Source organism: Pseudanabaena sp. PCC 9330, from assembly GCF_055795045.1.
The window spans coordinates 37,583-53,450 of the sequence record NZ_JAYFES010000087.1 but is presented as its reverse complement, the minus strand read 5'-3'; the positions used below and the strand labels follow the sequence as shown (position 1 = coordinate 53,450).

The following is a 15,868-nucleotide window of genomic DNA, read 5'->3' as shown; positions in this document are numbered from 1 at the left end:
GTAGGGGTAGGGCATTGCCACCTCTAGGTAAACTGAAATACATGCTGTCTTCATAGATGACCTCAACCCATGACCGACGACCCCACCCCCAGCCCCCTAGCCCCACCCCCGACCGCCAAAATTCTCCAGTGCTTTAGCGGTTCCTTTGTGGCGGGCACGATCGCCATGCTCGCCTACCGCATGATGCTGTCGATCGCCGCCAATTTTGCCACTCGGCCCCTCGTCTCAGACAACCCAGCGGTGGCGAATATCTCATCGGCGGTGCGCACGCTGGTGATAGGCATGGCCGCCCTGGGGGCTGGGGTGTTTGGCCTCGCCGCCCTGGGCATCTTTTTGCTGGGAGTGCAGCTGTTATTTCAGAAGTTGACAGGGCGGACGTCCACCCGACTAGAGTAAATTCGGTTAGGGTAAAGCTCGCCTAGATCGAGACGATTTAGGCGACCTATGGGCGACCTCTGCAAGATAGTTGCCCCATGGTGGGCAGTGCCCACCCTACGCCTAGCCCCCGCTCGTTGAGGATTCAGCGATCGCCTGCATTTTGCCACCGCGCCCAATCGGCGGGGGTGTTGAGATTCACCAGCAGCCGATCCTCCACTGAGGGAATCGCAACCACAGATTGCTGGTGCAGCCAGGCTTGCAGCGATCGCCCTTTGGAACCAGTTGCTGATGATTGTCCCTCCGACCCGCCGTACTGCCGCATAGACTCTCCCGCTGAGGCCCGATAAAAACCACACAGCGGCTCCCAGCGATCGCCCCTTTTGGGCAGGTAGGCCACCACCTCAGGGGCCAGGGTCGCTAACTCTCGACGCCAGCTACTCAGCACCGCCGCCGACAGGTTGGGCAGGTCGCAGGCCAGGGTCAAGACCCAATCGGGGGCTATATCTTCCTCGGTACAAATTTGCCCCAGGGCATACCCTAAGGCCACCAGCGGCCCCTGGGGGACATCGGGTTCAGCCAGCAGATCAACACTGGGGGGCAGCAGGGGGCGGTAGCGATCGCCTCTGTTCGTCACGACGTAGACGGCATCGGCGCAGGCGATCGCCACTTCGCAGGTGCGATAAATCAGCGGTTTGCCCTCAACCGCCATCAATGCTTTGTCACGGCCCATGCGAGAGCTGCGGCCCCCGGCCAAAATGATCGCCATTACGAATGGGTTGACTGGGGATGCCATGTCAGGGCCTAGTCCTCATCGATTTCAACCCGCTTGGTGCGGGCGGTTGCCCCAGACTTAATGCGCACCTTGACCTTAGCCACGCCAAATTCTTTCGCCAAAAGCTCAATCAGCTCGGCGTTGGCTTTGCCGTCTTGGGGGGCAGCTTTAAGATGCAGCAGCCAGCTGCCATCGTCTAGGCGAGTGATCTGTTGCTGTTTGGCGTTGGGCTTGACCCGCACCGTCAGCAGGGTCATGGCTTACCAGGCGCTTTGATAGGGATGGCAGCGCCCTTGGCCACCTCACGCAGACGAGCGACCTCGGCCTCGGCCAGCCCCTTAGAAAAGTAGATCAGACCAGTCAACAATGCCAGCAGCATATAAAAAATGCGAATGCCCCAGCCCGCCCCGTCAAACACCATGGAAAATACCCCCGGTTCAATGCCGCTAAAGCGGGTCAGCTCTGAGCGAAACCACTTCTGATCGTCGGCCATGCGCTGGAGTTCAGAGACCGTAGCGGGCAGAATAGGCATGCGGGTGGTGATGGTGTAATAGCCCCAAAACCCTGGGCTGCTGCCCTGCTGAGTGAGCGCCTGGTTGGCCAGAGTCGTGATTTGATTGCGGCTGAGGTCTGACTCAGCGGTGAGCTGGCTGATCCATAGGTGGTGGCGCAGCCAATAGCTGCTAAAAAAGACCAGAGGCAGGGCCACCAGCAGGGCGATCGCCTTCAACATCAGCGGCGTTTTTGCTGAGAGATGACGGGTCGCAGCCCCCAGCCCAAAGCCCAACAACGCAAACAAAAGAACGACGCTCAGCTCAACAATCTCAAGACTCTTTAACCAACCGCCCAAAATAGGAATGGGGTGCAAAAACACCTCCGCTGCCCAGGTAATGAGAAGGCGCAGCCCCAGCACTGCCGCCGTGACCGCGACCACCGTCAGCAAGTACTTAACCAGATTAGCTGAGGCGCGCGGGATAGCCATAGACGAGACGTACAGAGGCAGCAATGCCCCTAATCATAATAACGATGGGGCAATGTTCTACAGTTTGGGGGCAAAAGTCAACGCAATTTGGTCAGGGGCGAAGGCTCCCCGCTCGGTCACAATCGCTGTAATGAGACGGGCCGGGGTCAGGTCAGAGGCCGGGTTGTAGAACCCTGCGCCGTTGGGAGAGGTGACCCGCCCGCCCAACTGGTAAATCTCTGCCGGGTCGTGCTCTGCGATCGCCAGATCGGCGCCACGGGCCACGCTCAAGTCGATGGTGGATACCGGCGCTGCCACCAAAAAGGGAATGGTGTGGGCCTGGGCCACCAAAGCCAGACTATAGGCACCAATTTTGCTCAGCACGTCGCCGTTGGCGGCAATGCGATCGGCCCCCGCCAGCACCCCGTGGATTAGCCCCTGGGCCATACAGTGGGCGGCCATGCTGTCGGTGATCACCGTGACGGGTATGCCCTCCTGCACGCATTCCCAGGCGGTCAGGCGTGACCCCTGCAAGGTAGGGCGGGTCTCGGCGGCGTAGACGCGCTCTAGACGACCCGCCTGCCACAGCGATCGCATAATGCCTAACGACGTGCCATAGCCCGAGGTGGCCAGCGCCCCGTGGTTGCAGTGGGTCAGCACCGTCAGCTTTTCAGGTGTTTTGGGCAGTTGGGCCATGCCGTGGTCGCCAATGGCATGGCAGAGGTTAAAGTCTTCGGCCTGCAGCGCCTGGGCCTCGGCCAGCAATTGTTCCTTAACGCTAGCGATCGCATCCCGAGAGTGGTGGGCTATGGCCAGCACCCGATCTACCGCCCACTGCAAATGGGCCTTGTCAGGCCGGGTCTGCTTAAACTGATCGCCGATCGCCTCCAGTCGTTCCCAAAAAGCAGTGGGGTCGTCGGTGAAAATCTCATTGGCCCCTAGGTACAAGCCGTAGGCGGCGGTCAACCCCAGAGCAGAGCCGCCTTGAACAATGCCGGAACGCAGCGATCGCACCACATCCTCGCACCGCCGAATGGCCACAATGTTGTAGCGTTCCGGCAGCTGCCGCTGGTCGATCAGCACCAGGTGGTCGTCTTGCCAGAGTACCGGGTAGACGTGAGTATCGCTGGGGGCCATCATGGCATTTCTTTGAGGGTTTTCTGGAGCGGGGTTGGGGATATGAGCTGACCACCAATTATCCTATGCCCTTCAGTATGGGAGTTTCTCTGTCACTGTCAACGCATCGAGACATTGACTAGGCCCATCGCCATCGCCACCGCCAGACAGATGGCAAATCCTTCTGCAAACTGGAAAAGCTGATCGCGATCACAGTCCTCTGTCCGGAGCGCCTGTGATCCCCGCTGGAGGTTAAAGCGACCCCCGCGAGGATAGCCCCATGTTTACCATTCGCTTCGCCACCGCTGACTACCGCCCCGATCGCCAAATCACCCTGCGCACCGCCCTCGACGGCTGGGCCGCCAAAGACATCCCCGGCCTCTATGAAAATGGCGCCTGGCGCTTTGAGCTACCTGTGGCCCGCTACGGCGGCGGCTTCACCTTCAAATTTGTGCTCGAGCGCACCTACTGGCAAAATGGCCCCGACCTGTTCCTCCAGCCGGTGTTGGGGGGCGACTACCTCTACACCGCCCCTGCCGTCACCTTTCCGCCCATGACCGAGGTAGTGGTCGAAAACACCAACATCCAGCAGCAGTTCTTTCCCCCCAACCTAGATGAAAACCGCCTCTACGATGTGATTGTGGTGGGCTCCGGCATTGGCGGTGGCATCTTGGCTGACCAGCTCTCTGACCTGGGGCTAGATGTGCTGGTGCTGGAGGCGGGCAGCTACCTGTTTCCCACCCACACCGCCAACCTGCCCCGGCAGCACCGGGTCGGCCAGTTCGATAAACATATATGGACTCTGTACGAACGCTTCAAAGTGCAGAACTTTGCCAACGGGTTTGGCTCCGCCTTCGACGGCGGGCAGGCCTTTAACCTGGGCGGTAAATCGATCTTCTGGGGCGGGCTGATTCCCCGCATGGCCTGGTGGGAGCTAGACCGCTGGCCCCGCAGCCTGCGCTGGTTTCTCGAAGGCGGCGGCTACCAGCAGGCCGAAGATCTGATGAACCGCGTGCCTCTGCCCCCCACTCCCTACCGCCGCCGGGTGAAGCAGTTCTTGCGCCAAACCCTAGGCGAGTTCACCGCCTTCGACGCCCCCATGGCGGTGCAGTATTCCAACACCCAAGATCTCAGCACCGTGCCCACGGGCATGTTTTCTACCGCCGACCTGCTCACCGAGTCGATGCTGACCGAAGGCCCCCAGGGCAACCAGAACCTGTTTATCAACCTCAACCACCCCGTCAGCCGGGTCGAGACCCAGGGCAACCGGGCCACCCGCGTGGTCGCCTACGACCTGATCGCCCAGCAGGAGCGCAGCTACCAGGCCAAGGCCGTGGTGCTGGCGGCAGGTACCGTCGAAAGCGCCAAAATTGCCCAGCTCAGCGGATTAGCTGACCCCACCGGCAAAATTGGTGTGGGCATCACCGACCACCCGATCTACTTCACCCACTTTGCTCTGCCCCCCACCGCCGACCTCTACGACCCTAACAGCACCAGCAAGGTACTCTGCCAGCCCAACGACGGCCTTGCTCACCCCTACAATGTGGTGCTGGAGTTTGGCGCTGACTTTAACCAGGGCCGCTACGTCGATATGGCCCTGCTAGAGCGCCACCGCCGAGAGAAGGGCAACGTCATGCTCTGCGAGATTGTGTTTTTGATGGATGCACCGCTGATCGAGGCCAACACCGTGCAGCAGATCGGCCCAGCCTTTGTGAAGCCGGTGGTGCAGATGCAGCCCAGCCCCCTCGGCGGCCAGTACTACGACGAGATGAGCGCGATTAAAGACAGCATTATCAATGCCCTCGGCGGCGAAGCCCTGGTCAACAACGACCTCAGCCTCAAGGGGGCGGGGCTGGGTGGGGTAGCCCACGAGGTGGGCACCCTGCGCATGGGCGGCGAGACCGAGGACGGCCGATCGCTCAACGATGGGGTGGTCGATACCAACCTCAAGTTTTTGGCCTACGACAATCTGTACGCCTGCGACCTGTCGGTGTTTCCGTCGTCGCCAGCAGCCAACCCAACGCTGACCCTGGCGGCCCTGGCGATTCGCCTGGCTGAGCATCTGCGAGGGGTGATTGTCTAACCTGAGTCCGGCATCAGAAAAGTCCCTAGAGCAGCACTTTCACTTTCCCCTCCTCGGAGGGGAAGACTCCATATCTAGGGGTCTCCAAATTTTATCTTTCTCGAAAATCACTAGATGTGGGCCGACAGATCCGTTAACCTAAGGAGCAGCTTGGGCGCTTTAGGTTAACAAATCTGGCGATCGCAAGCTCAAAAAAGTAAAATCGTACTACTAGAGCAGCGGCGTCATGTCCTTTGTTGGTCTCCACATCCACAGTGCCTATAGCCTGCTCGACGGGGCCAGCCAATTGCCCCAGATGGTGGAGCGAGCGAAGGAACTGGGCATGCCTGCGATCGCGCTCACCGACCACGGCGTCATGTATGGTGCGATCGAGCTGATCAAGGTCTGCAAAGGGGCGGGTATCAAGCCGATCATCGGCAACGAAATGTACCTGATCAACGGCGACATTTCGCAGCAGCAGCGCCGCCCCCGCTACCACCAGGTAGTGCTGGCCAAAAATACCCAGGGCTACAAAAACCTGGTTAAGCTCACCACCATCTCTCACCTACAAGGGGTGCAGGGCAAGGGCATCTTCTCGCGCCCCTGCATCAACAAAGACTTACTGGAGCAGTACCACGAAGGGCTGATCGTCACCAGCGCCTGTTTAGGCGGCGAAGTGCCCCAGGCGATTTTGCAGAAGCGGCCCGATGTGGCCCGCAAGGTGGCCCAGTGGTACAAAGACCTGTTTGGCGAAGATTACTACCTGGAGATTCAAGATCACGGCTCCCCCGAAGACCGGGTGGTGAATGTCGAGCTGCTAAAGATCGCCCGCGAAATGGACATTAAGGTGATCTGCACCAACGACTCCCACTACATCTCCTGCAACGATGTGGAGGCCCACGACGCTCTGCTCTGCATTCAAACCGGCAAGCTGCTGACTGAAGACAAACGGCTGCGCTACAGCGGCACCGAATATCTGAAGTCTGCCGATGAGATGCGGCAGCTATTCCGCGACCACATTGAGCCAGAGGTGATCGAAGAATCGATCGCCAACACCCTCGAAGTCGCCGACAAAATCGAAGAGTACACCGGCATCCTCGGTCAGTCGCGCATTCCCGACTTCCCCATCCCGCCAGAGTTTAACGAAGACGCTGGGGCCTACATGGGCCACGTAGCGCGGGAAGGGTTGGTCAAGCGCATGAAGGCGGCCAGCTATGGGGAGATTGACGGGGAGTATCGCGATCGCCTCGAATACGAAATCGAGATGATGATCCAGATGGGCTTCCCCACCTACTTTCTCGTCGTGTGGGACTACATTCGCTTTGCCCGCGACAACAACATTCCCGTCGGCCCCGGTCGCGGCTCGGCGGCGGGGTCGCTAGTGGCCTACGCCATGGAAATCACCAACATCGACCCCATCCACCACGGCCTGCTGTTCGAGCGCTTTCTCAACCCCGAACGCAAGTCGATGCCGGATATTGACACCGACTTCTGCATCGATCGCCGCGATGAGGTAATCAAATACGTCACCCGCCGCTACGGCGAGGAGCGGGTGGCGCAAATCATCACCTTCAACCGCATGACCTCCAAGGCGGTGCTCAAGGACGTGGCCCGCGTGCTCGACATTCCCTACGCCGAGTCCGACCGGATGGCGAAGCTGATCCCTGTGGCGCGGGGCAAGCCTACCAAGCTCAAGGTGATGATCTCCGACGACACCCCCGCCCCGGAGTTCAAAGAAAAGTACGACAACGACCCCCAAACCCGCCGCTGGATCGACATGGCCCTGCGCATTGAGGGCACTAACAAAACCTTCGGCATGCACGCCGCCGGGGTGGTGATTTCCAAAGACCCCCTCGACGAAATTGTGCCCCTCCAGCGCAACAACGACGGCCAGGTAATCACCCAGTACTACATGGAAGATGTGGAAGCCCTGGGCCTCTTAAAGATGGACTTTTTGGGCCTGCGCAACCTCACCATGATCCAAAAAACCCTGGAGCTGATCGAGGCCACCCACGGCACCAAAATCGACCCCGACGACCTGCCTATGGATGACCCCGCCACCTACAAGCTGCTAGAGCGCGGTGACCTGGGCGGCGTCTTCCAGCTAGAGTCTTCCGGCATGCGCCAGATTGTTAAAGACCTCAAGCCCTCGGGTTTAGAAGATATTTCTTCCGTACTTGCCCTCTACCGACCGGGGCCGCTGGATGCCGGGCTGATTCCCAAATTTATCAACCGCAAGCACGGGCGCGAAAAAATTGATTTCGCCGACGAAATTCTCAAGCCGATTCTCAGCGAGACCTACGGCATCATGGTCTACCAGGAGCAGATCATGAAAATCGCCCAGGACATGGGCGGCTACTCTCTGGGCCAGGCCGACCTGCTGCGGCGAGCCATGGGTAAAAAGAAAATGTCGGAAATGCTCAAGCACCAGGAGAACTTCGTCGGCGGTGCCATGCAGAAAGGCGTCGCCAAGAAGGTGGCCGAAGAACTCTGGGACCAAATGGTGAAGTTCGCCGAATACTGCCTCAGCGCCGACACTGAACTGCTGACGCTAGAGTACGGCCCCCTCACCATCGGCGAAATCGTCGCCAAACGCATCCCCTGCAATGTCTTTAGTGTGGATGAGAGCGGCTATGTGTACACCCAACCCGTCGCCCAATGGCACGATCGCGGCCAGCAAGAGGTGTTTGAATATCACCTCGACGACGGCACCACCATCCGCGCCACCGCCGACCACCAGTTTATGACCGAGACCGGGGACATGATGGCGATCGACGAAATCTTCCAGCGTGGGCTAGAGTTGAAGCAGGTCGAGGCATCTTGGCCTCAGGTGCTGCGCTGCGCGTGACAGGAAATTGCCTATTGCAGCCGATCGATTTCTTGAGTCTTGAAAGTGCAGCCCAGCCAATTTTTGAGAAGACACTGTGGGCGAGAACAAGGAGTATCGGAAGGGGCGCATCCCAGTCTTGTAAGGCTAGAGATGAGATGACCTTCAAGACCCTTGATTCTCGTAGGGTTGATGGCTACGCATTTGTACTTATTGCAAAACTGGGATGCACCCTATCGTAAGCAACTACAGCGGTTCCTGAACGCATGAAGTACATCTCGATTGGGGGAAGTCTGGAAGTTCATAAGATTGAGCCACTTACCGGTACTTCATCCAAATGAGAACCGCTATAGGTTGATGAGATAGTTTCTGCATGTTGAGTGAAACACCAGCAAAACTCAACTTCACCGATAGTTTTCTTACCCAACAACCTATCTTAATTGCACAAATTCCTTCACCGATTCATGGGCGATCGCCGCGCCCAAACCCCAGAATCTAACTATTCGACAGCTTGGGGCACGACAACAGCAGTTGAGTTTGATGAAGCAATGGGTCGTGAGTAAGGGATGAAGGTTTAGTTTAAGGAAATTGGGTGACCCTGCGTTTTACCCAACCTTCCCTGCTGGTGGCCCCATGGTAAATGAAATTTGCGTAGGGCTGATTGGCTATGGCATGGCAGCTCGCACCTTCCATCTGCCGATCATTCAGTCAGTGCCCCACCTGAGGCTAAAGAAAGTGGTGTCGCGCCACCCAGACCCCGCGATCGATCGCGATCCGTCCGTCAAGGTGGTGCCAGACGCCGCCGCCCTCTTGCAAGACAAAGCCATTGACCTGGTTGTGATCGCCACCCCCAACCGCTCCCATTTCGACTTGGCCAGCCAGTCGCTGCTCGCCCATAAACACGTTGTGGTCGAAAAGCCCTTCACCACCTCGTCGGCTCAGGCCCAGGAGTTAATTGAGCTGGCACGTGGGCAAAACCGACTGATCAGCGTCCACCACAACCGGCGATGGGACGGCGACTTTTTGACCGTACAGCGGCTGTTGGCCAGCCATCGGCTGGGTCGCCTAGTCGAATACGAGTCCCATTACGATCGCTTCAGAAACTTCCCCCGCCCCAACGCCTGGCGAGAAGAGGTAGGCGAGGGCAGCGGCATTCTTTTTGATTTAGGTGCCCACCTGATCGATCAGGCGCAGGTTTTATTTGGCCTGCCGCAAGGGGTAACGGCTGACCTCAGAGTGCAGCGAGAATTTGCCAAGGCCGTCGACAATTTTGATCTAACTCTGCACTACGACAAGCTAAAGGTGATTCTCAAAGGGGGAATGCTGGTGCGCGGGCAAGAACCCCGTTTCATTTTGCGCGGCACCGAAGGCTCCTTCATTAAATATGGCATGGACCCGCAGGAGGAGGCGCTGAAGCGCGGCCTCACCCCCGCTTCCCCCGGCTGGGGTGAGGAGCCCAGGGAGCGCTGGGGCAGGCTCAACACGCAAATTGACGGGCTGCATGTCGAGGGGCGAGTAGAAACCCTGGCGGGTAGCTACCAGGCCTACTATCAAAATGTGGCCGATGCGATCGCCGGACGTGCCGAGCTAGCGGTCACGCCCGAAACCGCGCGAGACACCATTCGCATTATCGAACTGGCGATGCGCAGTAACGATCAACAATGCACGCTTGCTTGGGTGCATTAAAGCCAGTAGCCGGCATGATAACGAGTCAACCCTGGGGTTGCAGCCGCGCCGCTGCGATTGACGAGGCCTGATCAGAGTCGCGATCGCCCACACCGGGCAAAGGGCGCAATTCTCCTCCAGAGACACGACGCGATCGCTGAGTCTTAATCATATTCAAATTGATCGTCAGCAAAAAGCTGGTCAAGCGGGTAGCCAAGCTGGGGTAAGATGCTGAGATTTTTTCTCGCCGATGGTGCTCCAGGCTTACTCGCAACCAGGCTATTCCCAATCTACCTGCTGGATACGGTCGATGTAGTCGAGGTTGGCGAGCTCCAGCAAAATCATTTGGTGATTTGTCTGATGGGTATTGCCGATGGTCAGCACCTCGCCTTCTCCACAGCCAATGCGCCCCCGGCTCTGGGGAAAAAATTGTGCAGAGGGGTCGATGGCGCTGACTGCATCGGCATAGGGGCCGCCGCTCGGAATACAGAACTCATAGTCGAGGGAACGTTTGCCGTCCGCAGGGCCATACAGACCATTTTCATCCAGGCTGCTGAGGTCAAAGGCAATTTTATTCATAGCAGAAGAGCTATCGGGGGATGACACTGGCTGGCAGGCCAGGGCCAAGATGACGGGTAGGGCGATCGCCCAGCGGCGGCAAAAAAACTGAACCATAGCGCAGCAATAGGATAAACAGTTAAGAGTCGTCTTCAGAGTCAGTCTCGTCTGGGTCGGTATCGCTACCGATAGCCTGGCTGACAATGGCTTGGGCTTGCTTTTCGGTCTCGGCTTTGCGCTCGCTGTAGCGGTCGGTGAGGTAGTCGACCTGGTCGCGCAGCAGCAGGGTGAACTTGTACAACTCTTCCATGACGTCAATGACGCGATCGCGATAGGCCGAGTCTTTCATAGTGCCATCGTCATAAAATTCCTGGTAGGCCTTGGGCACCGACGACTGGTTGGGGATGGTAAACATCCGCATCCACCGACCTAGCACCCGCAGGGTATTGACCGCATTAAACGATTGCGAACCACCGCTCACCTGCATCACCGCCAGGGTCTTGCCCTGGGTGGGCCGCACCGCGCCAATGCTCAGGGGTATCCAGTCGATCTGGTGCTTCATGAGGCCGCTGACGTTGCCGTGCAGTTCAGGGCTAGACCACACCTGCCCCTCAGACCAGGCCACCAAATCTCTTAGCTCCTGCACCTTAGGATGGTCATCGGGCACGCTGCTGAGCAGCGGCAGACCGTGGGGATGGAAGAAGCGCACCTCTGCGCCAAAGCCCTCGATCACTCTCGCGGCCTCTTCTGCCAACAGCCGACTGTAAGATCGCTCCCGCAGCGACCCGTATAGAAACAAAATGCGAGGGGGATGGTCAAAACCCATGGTCTAAGCCGTTGAACACCCAAAAGGCTAGGCAGCCAGCGCAGTGCCAATCAGGCAGGCTCCGGTCAGGCTGACCCCGTCAAACTGAGTGCCGGTGAGGTCGGCGCAGAGTAGGTTGGCCCCCACTAGAGAGGCCCCCGACAGGTTGGCCTGGCGTAGGTCGGCCTCTTCTAGGTTGGCGTTGTCGAGCCTCGCCCCGTGCAGATCGGCCTGAGACAGATCGGCTCCCTTAAGGTTGGTATCGCTAAGGTTGGCCCCCCGTAGGTCGGCCCCTCGTAGATCGACTCCCTGAAGGTTGACCCCCATCAGGTTGCAGCCGCTCAAAAACGCCCCCGCAAGGCTGACCGACCCCAGACGCGCGCCCATGAGATTGGCCCCTCGCAGGTTGGCCCCCCGCAGGTCGGCCCCGGTGAGGTCAGACTGCATCAGGTTAGCCCCCCAGAGGTTGGCCCGCAGATCGCTGCCCACCAGACTGGCCCCCATGAGATTGGCCCCCTCGAGATGGGCTTTTACCAAAGACGATCGGCTCAGGTTAGCGCCCATCAGGTTGGCCCCGGCCAGGTGAATACCCGCCAGATCGACACCAGATAGGTCTTCGTCTTCTAAATCAGCTCCGGCCAGATGCCGAAGCTGGCCCGATCGCAGGGCGGCAATATCTAAAGAAGGGCTGGGTACAGAAGTCACAGGTTGCAAAAGACCAGCGAGAAAGACTATTGAGAAACCAGTTCGGAGGCAGCAGGAAAGACAGTGGGCTCGGCCAAGTCAGGGTTGAGTAACCCCGACCCCAAAGTAATCTTAGTGGGTATGGTGGGCAGACTCATACCCTGTTGCAGACCCATCACCATTAGCCCCAGAATTTCTACCAGTTTTGGATCCCATCGCTGGCCTGCTTCGCTTTGGCACATGGCTAAGACCTCCCCGAGAGCCGTCAGGTTGTTGTCGGTGGGGGTACCGTGGCGGGCCTCGGCCAACCGTCGCTGAAACTCAGCCGCCAGGCTCAACATCCGCGACTCTAGGGGCACGGCATCGCCTTCTAAACCAGCGGGGTAGCCGCTACCATCCCAGCACTCGCCCTGGTGGGCAATAATGGCAGCGATCGCACGCATGCGCGGCATCAGCCGCAGGGCCTGTACCTCAGGAATTAGGGGACAACTAGGGCCATCGTCAGTCAGATTGGCCAGGTCAGGGGCCGGGGCAATGCGGTGCAGCATCCCCGCTAGGCGTAGCCGCTGGAGCTGCCAGGCGGGCAGGTCGAGCAGCTGACCCATCATTTCTAGCAGCGATACCACTTCGCTAGCGGCTAGGGGGTTCACAGGGTCGCTAAAGTCTACCAGCTGAGCCATGCGGAGGAAGGCTTGCAGCTCGTTGGAGAAAAGATTTTGGTCGAGATCGTCGACGAGGCTAAAAGCCAGGTTGCCCTGGAGGTCGTTGCGGCTGTTTTGCAGGTAGTGCACCACCTGGGTGACGGTGTGACTGACAGCAGCAGGCACATCGCCACGTAATTCAGGATTTTGCTGCTTGAGGGTGGCGAGGTGATCGGCCAACTTGGCCTGGAGAGCGGGGTTATAGCGGCCCACGTGGTCGATCGCCAGCTCGACCGTTTGACTGACCAGAGACGAGTCAAACGTCCAGAGACCGTAAAACTTGCGCTCCAAATCGTGCTCGGGCACCCCGGCCTTGCCATAGTCGGCCACCGATAGCTCCTGGCACAGCACCATGGCACTGTAGTCAGGAGAGAGAATCATCAAGTGCCACTCTTCGGCCACCGGGTCGTCGTTGGCCAGGTCGACTAGATCAACATTCTCTCGCTGGCTGGTGGGGTGATCGTGGAAGCCCGACTCAGAGGCAGCCATAATCACGATTTGCTTGGCGGTGTCTGCGATCGCACTGTAGCGATCGGCCTCTTCTAGATACCACTTACCCCGCTGAAACGCGGTAATCACCAGCGGAGCAGAGCCAGAGGTCAAAATGCAGTCTTCAAGAGCGTGGCAGAGGGCAACCAGCGTATTTTTGTAGTAGACACCGTAATTAAGAGGTGTGGTGTCTGGTTCAGCTCGGCCATCCACCAGCCGCTTTAGAATTGACCCCTCCAGCATTGCGTTCCTCTATTGTTGCCATTGCTCGTGTCTTTAAGATAATAACAAGGGCACCTAAGATGCAACGTGTTCAGCGGATTGAATTGCCATGCAACAGGTTCAGGTTCATCCCCCCAACCCTAAGTGGCCTGAGGCTTTTGCAGCGGAGGCTGTCCAGGTTGCGCGCGCGTTGGGTGACAACATGGTTTACATTCACCACATCGGCAGCACCGCGATTCCCCAGATCTACGCCAAGCCCGTGATCGACCTATTGGCAGAAGTCAGCCACATCGAGCCGGTAGATGCCTGCAACCCGGCCCTGGCAGCGCTGGGCTACACCGCCCTGGGTGAGTATGGCCTGCCGGGGCGGCGCTACTTTCGCAAAGACAATGAGGCAGGGGTCAGAACCCACCACCTGCACACATTTCAGCTGGGGTCGCCCGAGGTGATACGGCATCTGGCCTTTCGTGACTTTATGCGAGCCCACCCCGACTGTGCCCAGCAGTATAGTGACCTCAAGCGCACTCTGGCGGCTCAGTACCCCACCGACATCGACAGCTACATGGATGGCAAAGATGAATTCGTCAAAGCCATGGAGAAACGAGCGCTGGAGCAACGAGCTCTGGGCTGAGGTTCCTAGCCTTAGAAATTAGGACAGCTGAGCTACGGCTGCCCTAGGGGAGAGCGATCGTAGTGGCGCAGCAGATCGGCGGGGTCGTCATAGATGGCGATCGCACCTGCCAAGTCTTCATCGTTAAAACCGCCGCAGCGCATAGCAATCACCCCTACTCCGGCCTTGCCAGCGGCCTCAATATCGTAGGGAGTGTCGGCCAGCATGACGGTGCGATCGGGGTCTAGCTGAGCCCGTTTCAGCGCGGCGTTCACAATGTCGGGGGCGGGTTTAGAGTTGTCGGCGTCGTCAGAGGTGGTGGCTGCGGTCAGCAGGTCTTCCACATCGGCAATTTTGAGCATCACCTCCAGTTCTTCGGGGCTGGCGGAGGTGGCGATCACTAGATGCAGGCCTGCCTCGCGCATTTTTTGCACCAGTGGTCTGGCCCCGTTGGCCGGGGAGATGTGGGGGACATACTCATTTAAGACAAGTTCTTTGCGGTAGCTGGCGATCGTCTTGCCGGGCTCAGTTGCCTCGTCTAGCTCCGGCACAACTTTGGGCATGAGCTGGTCGCCGCCCATACCCATCAGCGATCGCACCTGGTCAAAGGGCACCTCATAGCCCTGGCTGGCAAAGGCATCTACCCAGCTGTGGGCGTGGGCATCGTTGCTCAAAACCAGCGTGCCATCAATATCTACAATCACGCCATCGAGGATCATAGCCATTCCTTTCTGCCGTAGGGTGCCTTCATCCTGGCAGCAAATTCGTCGGTAGACATCTGCCAAGAGACGAGGGTGTTTGGCTAGGGAACAGCTCGGTGGCACAGTGCCCTAAGCTATCTGGTAGGGCCAATGGCTTCATTCAGTCAATCTGATTTTGGGAAACCGAACACCTCCTCCATGGCCCCCTTAGGCTCCCTTGTAGGCAGAGACCACTATGAACAAAGCGAAGCCCCATCTCTACCGCGTTGAACTGCACTGGACGGGCAACACGGGCCAGGGTACCCAGAGCTACAGTGCCTACGATCGCGCCCATACCATTGCCGTAGCCGACAAACCCACCATCGAGGCCTCGGCTGATTCAGCCTTTCGGGGCGACAAAACCAAGTACAACCCCGAAGAACTGCTGGTAGCCTCACTGTCGAGCTGCCACATGCTCTGGTACCTGCACCTGTGCGCCGACGCCGGGGTGGTTGTTACCCGCTACATCGACTACCCCATCGGCACGATGGTTGAAACCGACGGCGGCGGTCGGTTTTCTAAGGTGCTGCTCAGGCCCGTGGTGACGATTGAGCCTCAGAGCGATGCGGCGCTGGCGGCCCAGCTCCATGAGTCGGCCCACCAGAAATGCTTTATTGCCAACTCAGTCAATTTTCCGGTACTGTGCGAGCCGTCCATTCAGCTAGAGCCCTAGTCTTTGGGGGTAGGCTACTGCACCAGGCGGTTGACCTCAATGCCCACCGTGGGAAAGCTGAGCGGGTAGAGCATACCAGCCGTGAGCAGTGTTTCTGACTGGTACTGATCCCCCATTGGATCGCGATACACCGTCAACTCTCGGGTCTTCAAATTCACCAGCCAATATTCGTCGATGCCAGCCTGGGCATAAATCGCGCTTTTCACATCCCGATCTTTCTCTAGGCTGGTGTTAGCGTACTCAATCACCCAAAAAATATCGTCAACCTGGGGATGCCGCTCGGTCTTATACACATTCCCCAGGGGGCACACGACGGCAATATCCGGTTCTGGTTCTGAGTCATCGGGTAGGGTAATCGGCTTGGCCTCCCGCACTTTCACTTGACTGCCCAGCCTCTCCCGCAGGTAATCGGCCCCATCACTGCTCAACCCCGCATGGGGAATACCCTCTGGCGACATCTCAATTAGCTCCCCCGCCAACAGCTCAACTGGCTGACTATCAAAAACGCCAGCCGCCACCGCTCGATGGTAGCTGTCGATGCTCCATCGATAGGGTTTCAAGGTCGGAGAATGACTTGTAATGTCCAGGATGGGCATAGGGATGGG

Annotated in this window: 17 protein-coding genes; 6 read left to right on the top strand and 11 right to left on the bottom strand. The window is 58.5% G+C overall.

The genetic code is table 11. The annotated features are described in order from the left end of the window. Nucleotides 1-69 precede the first annotated feature (69 nt). Complete coding sequence (locus AC0QKW_RS08345; RefSeq protein WP_473150597.1) at nt 70-396, top strand: DUF3082 domain-containing protein; 327 nt, start codon at nt 70-72, stop codon at nt 394-396. A gap of 124 nt (nt 397-520) precedes the next feature. On the opposite strand, the gene AC0QKW_RS08340 is transcribed toward AC0QKW_RS08345, so the two are convergent. From AC0QKW_RS08340 to mtnA, 4 genes are read right to left on the bottom strand one after another with little or no spacing between them, the layout of a single operon-like run. Further along, a complete protein-coding gene (locus AC0QKW_RS08340; protein ID WP_473150596.1) occupies nt 521-1,144 on the bottom strand; it encodes a molybdenum cofactor guanylyltransferase in 624 nt (207 codons plus the stop codon). A 35-nt stretch (nt 1,145-1,179) separates the two neighbouring features. Next, on the bottom strand, nt 1,180-1,407 hold the full coding sequence (locus AC0QKW_RS08335; RefSeq protein WP_473150595.1) for a DUF167 domain-containing protein: 228 nt from the start codon (nt 1,405-1,407) through the stop codon (nt 1,180-1,182). After that, entirely contained in the window at nt 1,404-2,132 is a 729-nt protein-coding gene (locus tag AC0QKW_RS08330; RefSeq protein ID WP_473150594.1) for a hypothetical protein, read from the bottom strand. The genes AC0QKW_RS08335 and AC0QKW_RS08330 overlap by 4 nt, the downstream gene beginning before the upstream one ends. 57 nt (nt 2,133-2,189) lie before the next feature. Further along, the gene (gene mtnA / locus AC0QKW_RS08325) at nt 2,190-3,248 is read right to left on the bottom strand and encodes an S-methyl-5-thioribose-1-phosphate isomerase (protein WP_473150650.1); all 1,059 of its coding nucleotides are present in this window, start codon (nt 3,246-3,248) and stop codon (nt 2,190-2,192) included. A gap of 259 nt (nt 3,249-3,507) precedes the next feature. Between mtnA and AC0QKW_RS08320 the strand changes: the two genes are divergently transcribed. From AC0QKW_RS08320 to AC0QKW_RS08310, 3 genes are all read left to right on the top strand, one after another. Continuing rightward, nucleotides 3,508-5,310, top strand: coding sequence for a GMC oxidoreductase (locus AC0QKW_RS08320; protein ID WP_473150593.1), 1,803 nt, complete (start codon nt 3,508-3,510; stop codon nt 5,308-5,310). 226 nt (nt 5,311-5,536) lie between these two features. Continuing rightward, nucleotides 5,537-8,137, top strand: coding sequence for a DNA polymerase III subunit alpha (locus AC0QKW_RS08315; protein WP_473150592.1), 2,601 nt, complete (start codon nt 5,537-5,539; stop codon nt 8,135-8,137). Nucleotides 8,138-8,749: 612 nt separating this feature from the next. After that, complete coding sequence (locus tag AC0QKW_RS08310; RefSeq protein WP_473150591.1) at nt 8,750-9,802, top strand: oxidoreductase; 1,053 nt, start codon at nt 8,750-8,752, stop codon at nt 9,800-9,802. Nucleotides 9,803-9,827: 25 nt separating this feature from the next. Here the strand turns inward: AC0QKW_RS08310 and AC0QKW_RS08305 are convergent, their stop codons facing one another. From AC0QKW_RS08305 to AC0QKW_RS08285, 5 genes are all read right to left on the bottom strand, one after another. Next, nucleotides 9,828-9,998 (bottom strand): hypothetical protein, encoded by a 171-nt coding sequence (locus AC0QKW_RS08305; protein ID WP_473150590.1) that lies wholly within the window; start codon nt 9,996-9,998, stop codon nt 9,828-9,830. 62 nt (nt 9,999-10,060) lie between these two features. Beyond that, entirely contained in the window at nt 10,061-10,456 is a 396-nt protein-coding gene (locus AC0QKW_RS08300; RefSeq protein WP_473150589.1) for a hypothetical protein, read from the bottom strand. A 22-nt stretch (nt 10,457-10,478) separates the two neighbouring features. Further along, nucleotides 10,479-11,165 carry an arsenical resistance protein ArsH gene (gene arsH / locus AC0QKW_RS08295; RefSeq protein ID WP_473150588.1) on the bottom strand — a complete coding sequence of 229 codons (687 nt, stop codon included), beginning with the start codon at nt 11,163-11,165 and terminating at the stop codon, nt 10,479-10,481. A 27-nt stretch (nt 11,166-11,192) separates the two neighbouring features. Next, the gene (locus AC0QKW_RS08290) at nt 11,193-11,849 is read right to left on the bottom strand and encodes a pentapeptide repeat-containing protein (RefSeq protein ID WP_473150587.1); all 657 of its coding nucleotides are present in this window, start codon (nt 11,847-11,849) and stop codon (nt 11,193-11,195) included. A gap of 26 nt (nt 11,850-11,875) precedes the next feature. Further along, a complete protein-coding gene (locus AC0QKW_RS08285) occupies nt 11,876-13,261 on the bottom strand; it encodes a DICT sensory domain-containing protein (protein WP_473150586.1) in 1,386 nt (461 codons plus the stop codon). Between the two features lie 88 nt (nt 13,262-13,349). Between AC0QKW_RS08285 and AC0QKW_RS08280 the strand changes: the two genes are divergently transcribed. Next, nucleotides 13,350-13,871 (top strand): GrpB family protein, encoded by a 522-nt coding sequence (locus AC0QKW_RS08280; protein ID WP_473150585.1) that lies wholly within the window; start codon nt 13,350-13,352, stop codon nt 13,869-13,871. Nucleotides 13,872-13,903: 32 nt separating this feature from the next. Here the strand turns inward: AC0QKW_RS08280 and AC0QKW_RS08275 are convergent, their stop codons facing one another. After that, nucleotides 13,904-14,569, bottom strand: coding sequence for an HAD family hydrolase (locus AC0QKW_RS08275; protein ID WP_473150649.1), 666 nt, complete (start codon nt 14,567-14,569; stop codon nt 13,904-13,906). 217 nt (nt 14,570-14,786) lie between these two features. Here AC0QKW_RS08275 and AC0QKW_RS08270 point away from each other — a divergent pair, with 217 nt between their 5' ends. Further along, on the top strand, nt 14,787-15,263 hold the full coding sequence (locus tag AC0QKW_RS08270; protein WP_473150584.1) for an OsmC family protein: 477 nt from the start codon (nt 14,787-14,789) through the stop codon (nt 15,261-15,263). A gap of 14 nt (nt 15,264-15,277) precedes the next feature. On the opposite strand, the gene AC0QKW_RS08265 is transcribed toward AC0QKW_RS08270, so the two are convergent. Further along, complete coding sequence (locus AC0QKW_RS08265) at nt 15,278-15,823, bottom strand: Uma2 family endonuclease (protein WP_473150583.1); 546 nt, start codon at nt 15,821-15,823, stop codon at nt 15,278-15,280. Nucleotides 15,824-15,868 lie beyond the last annotated feature (45 nt).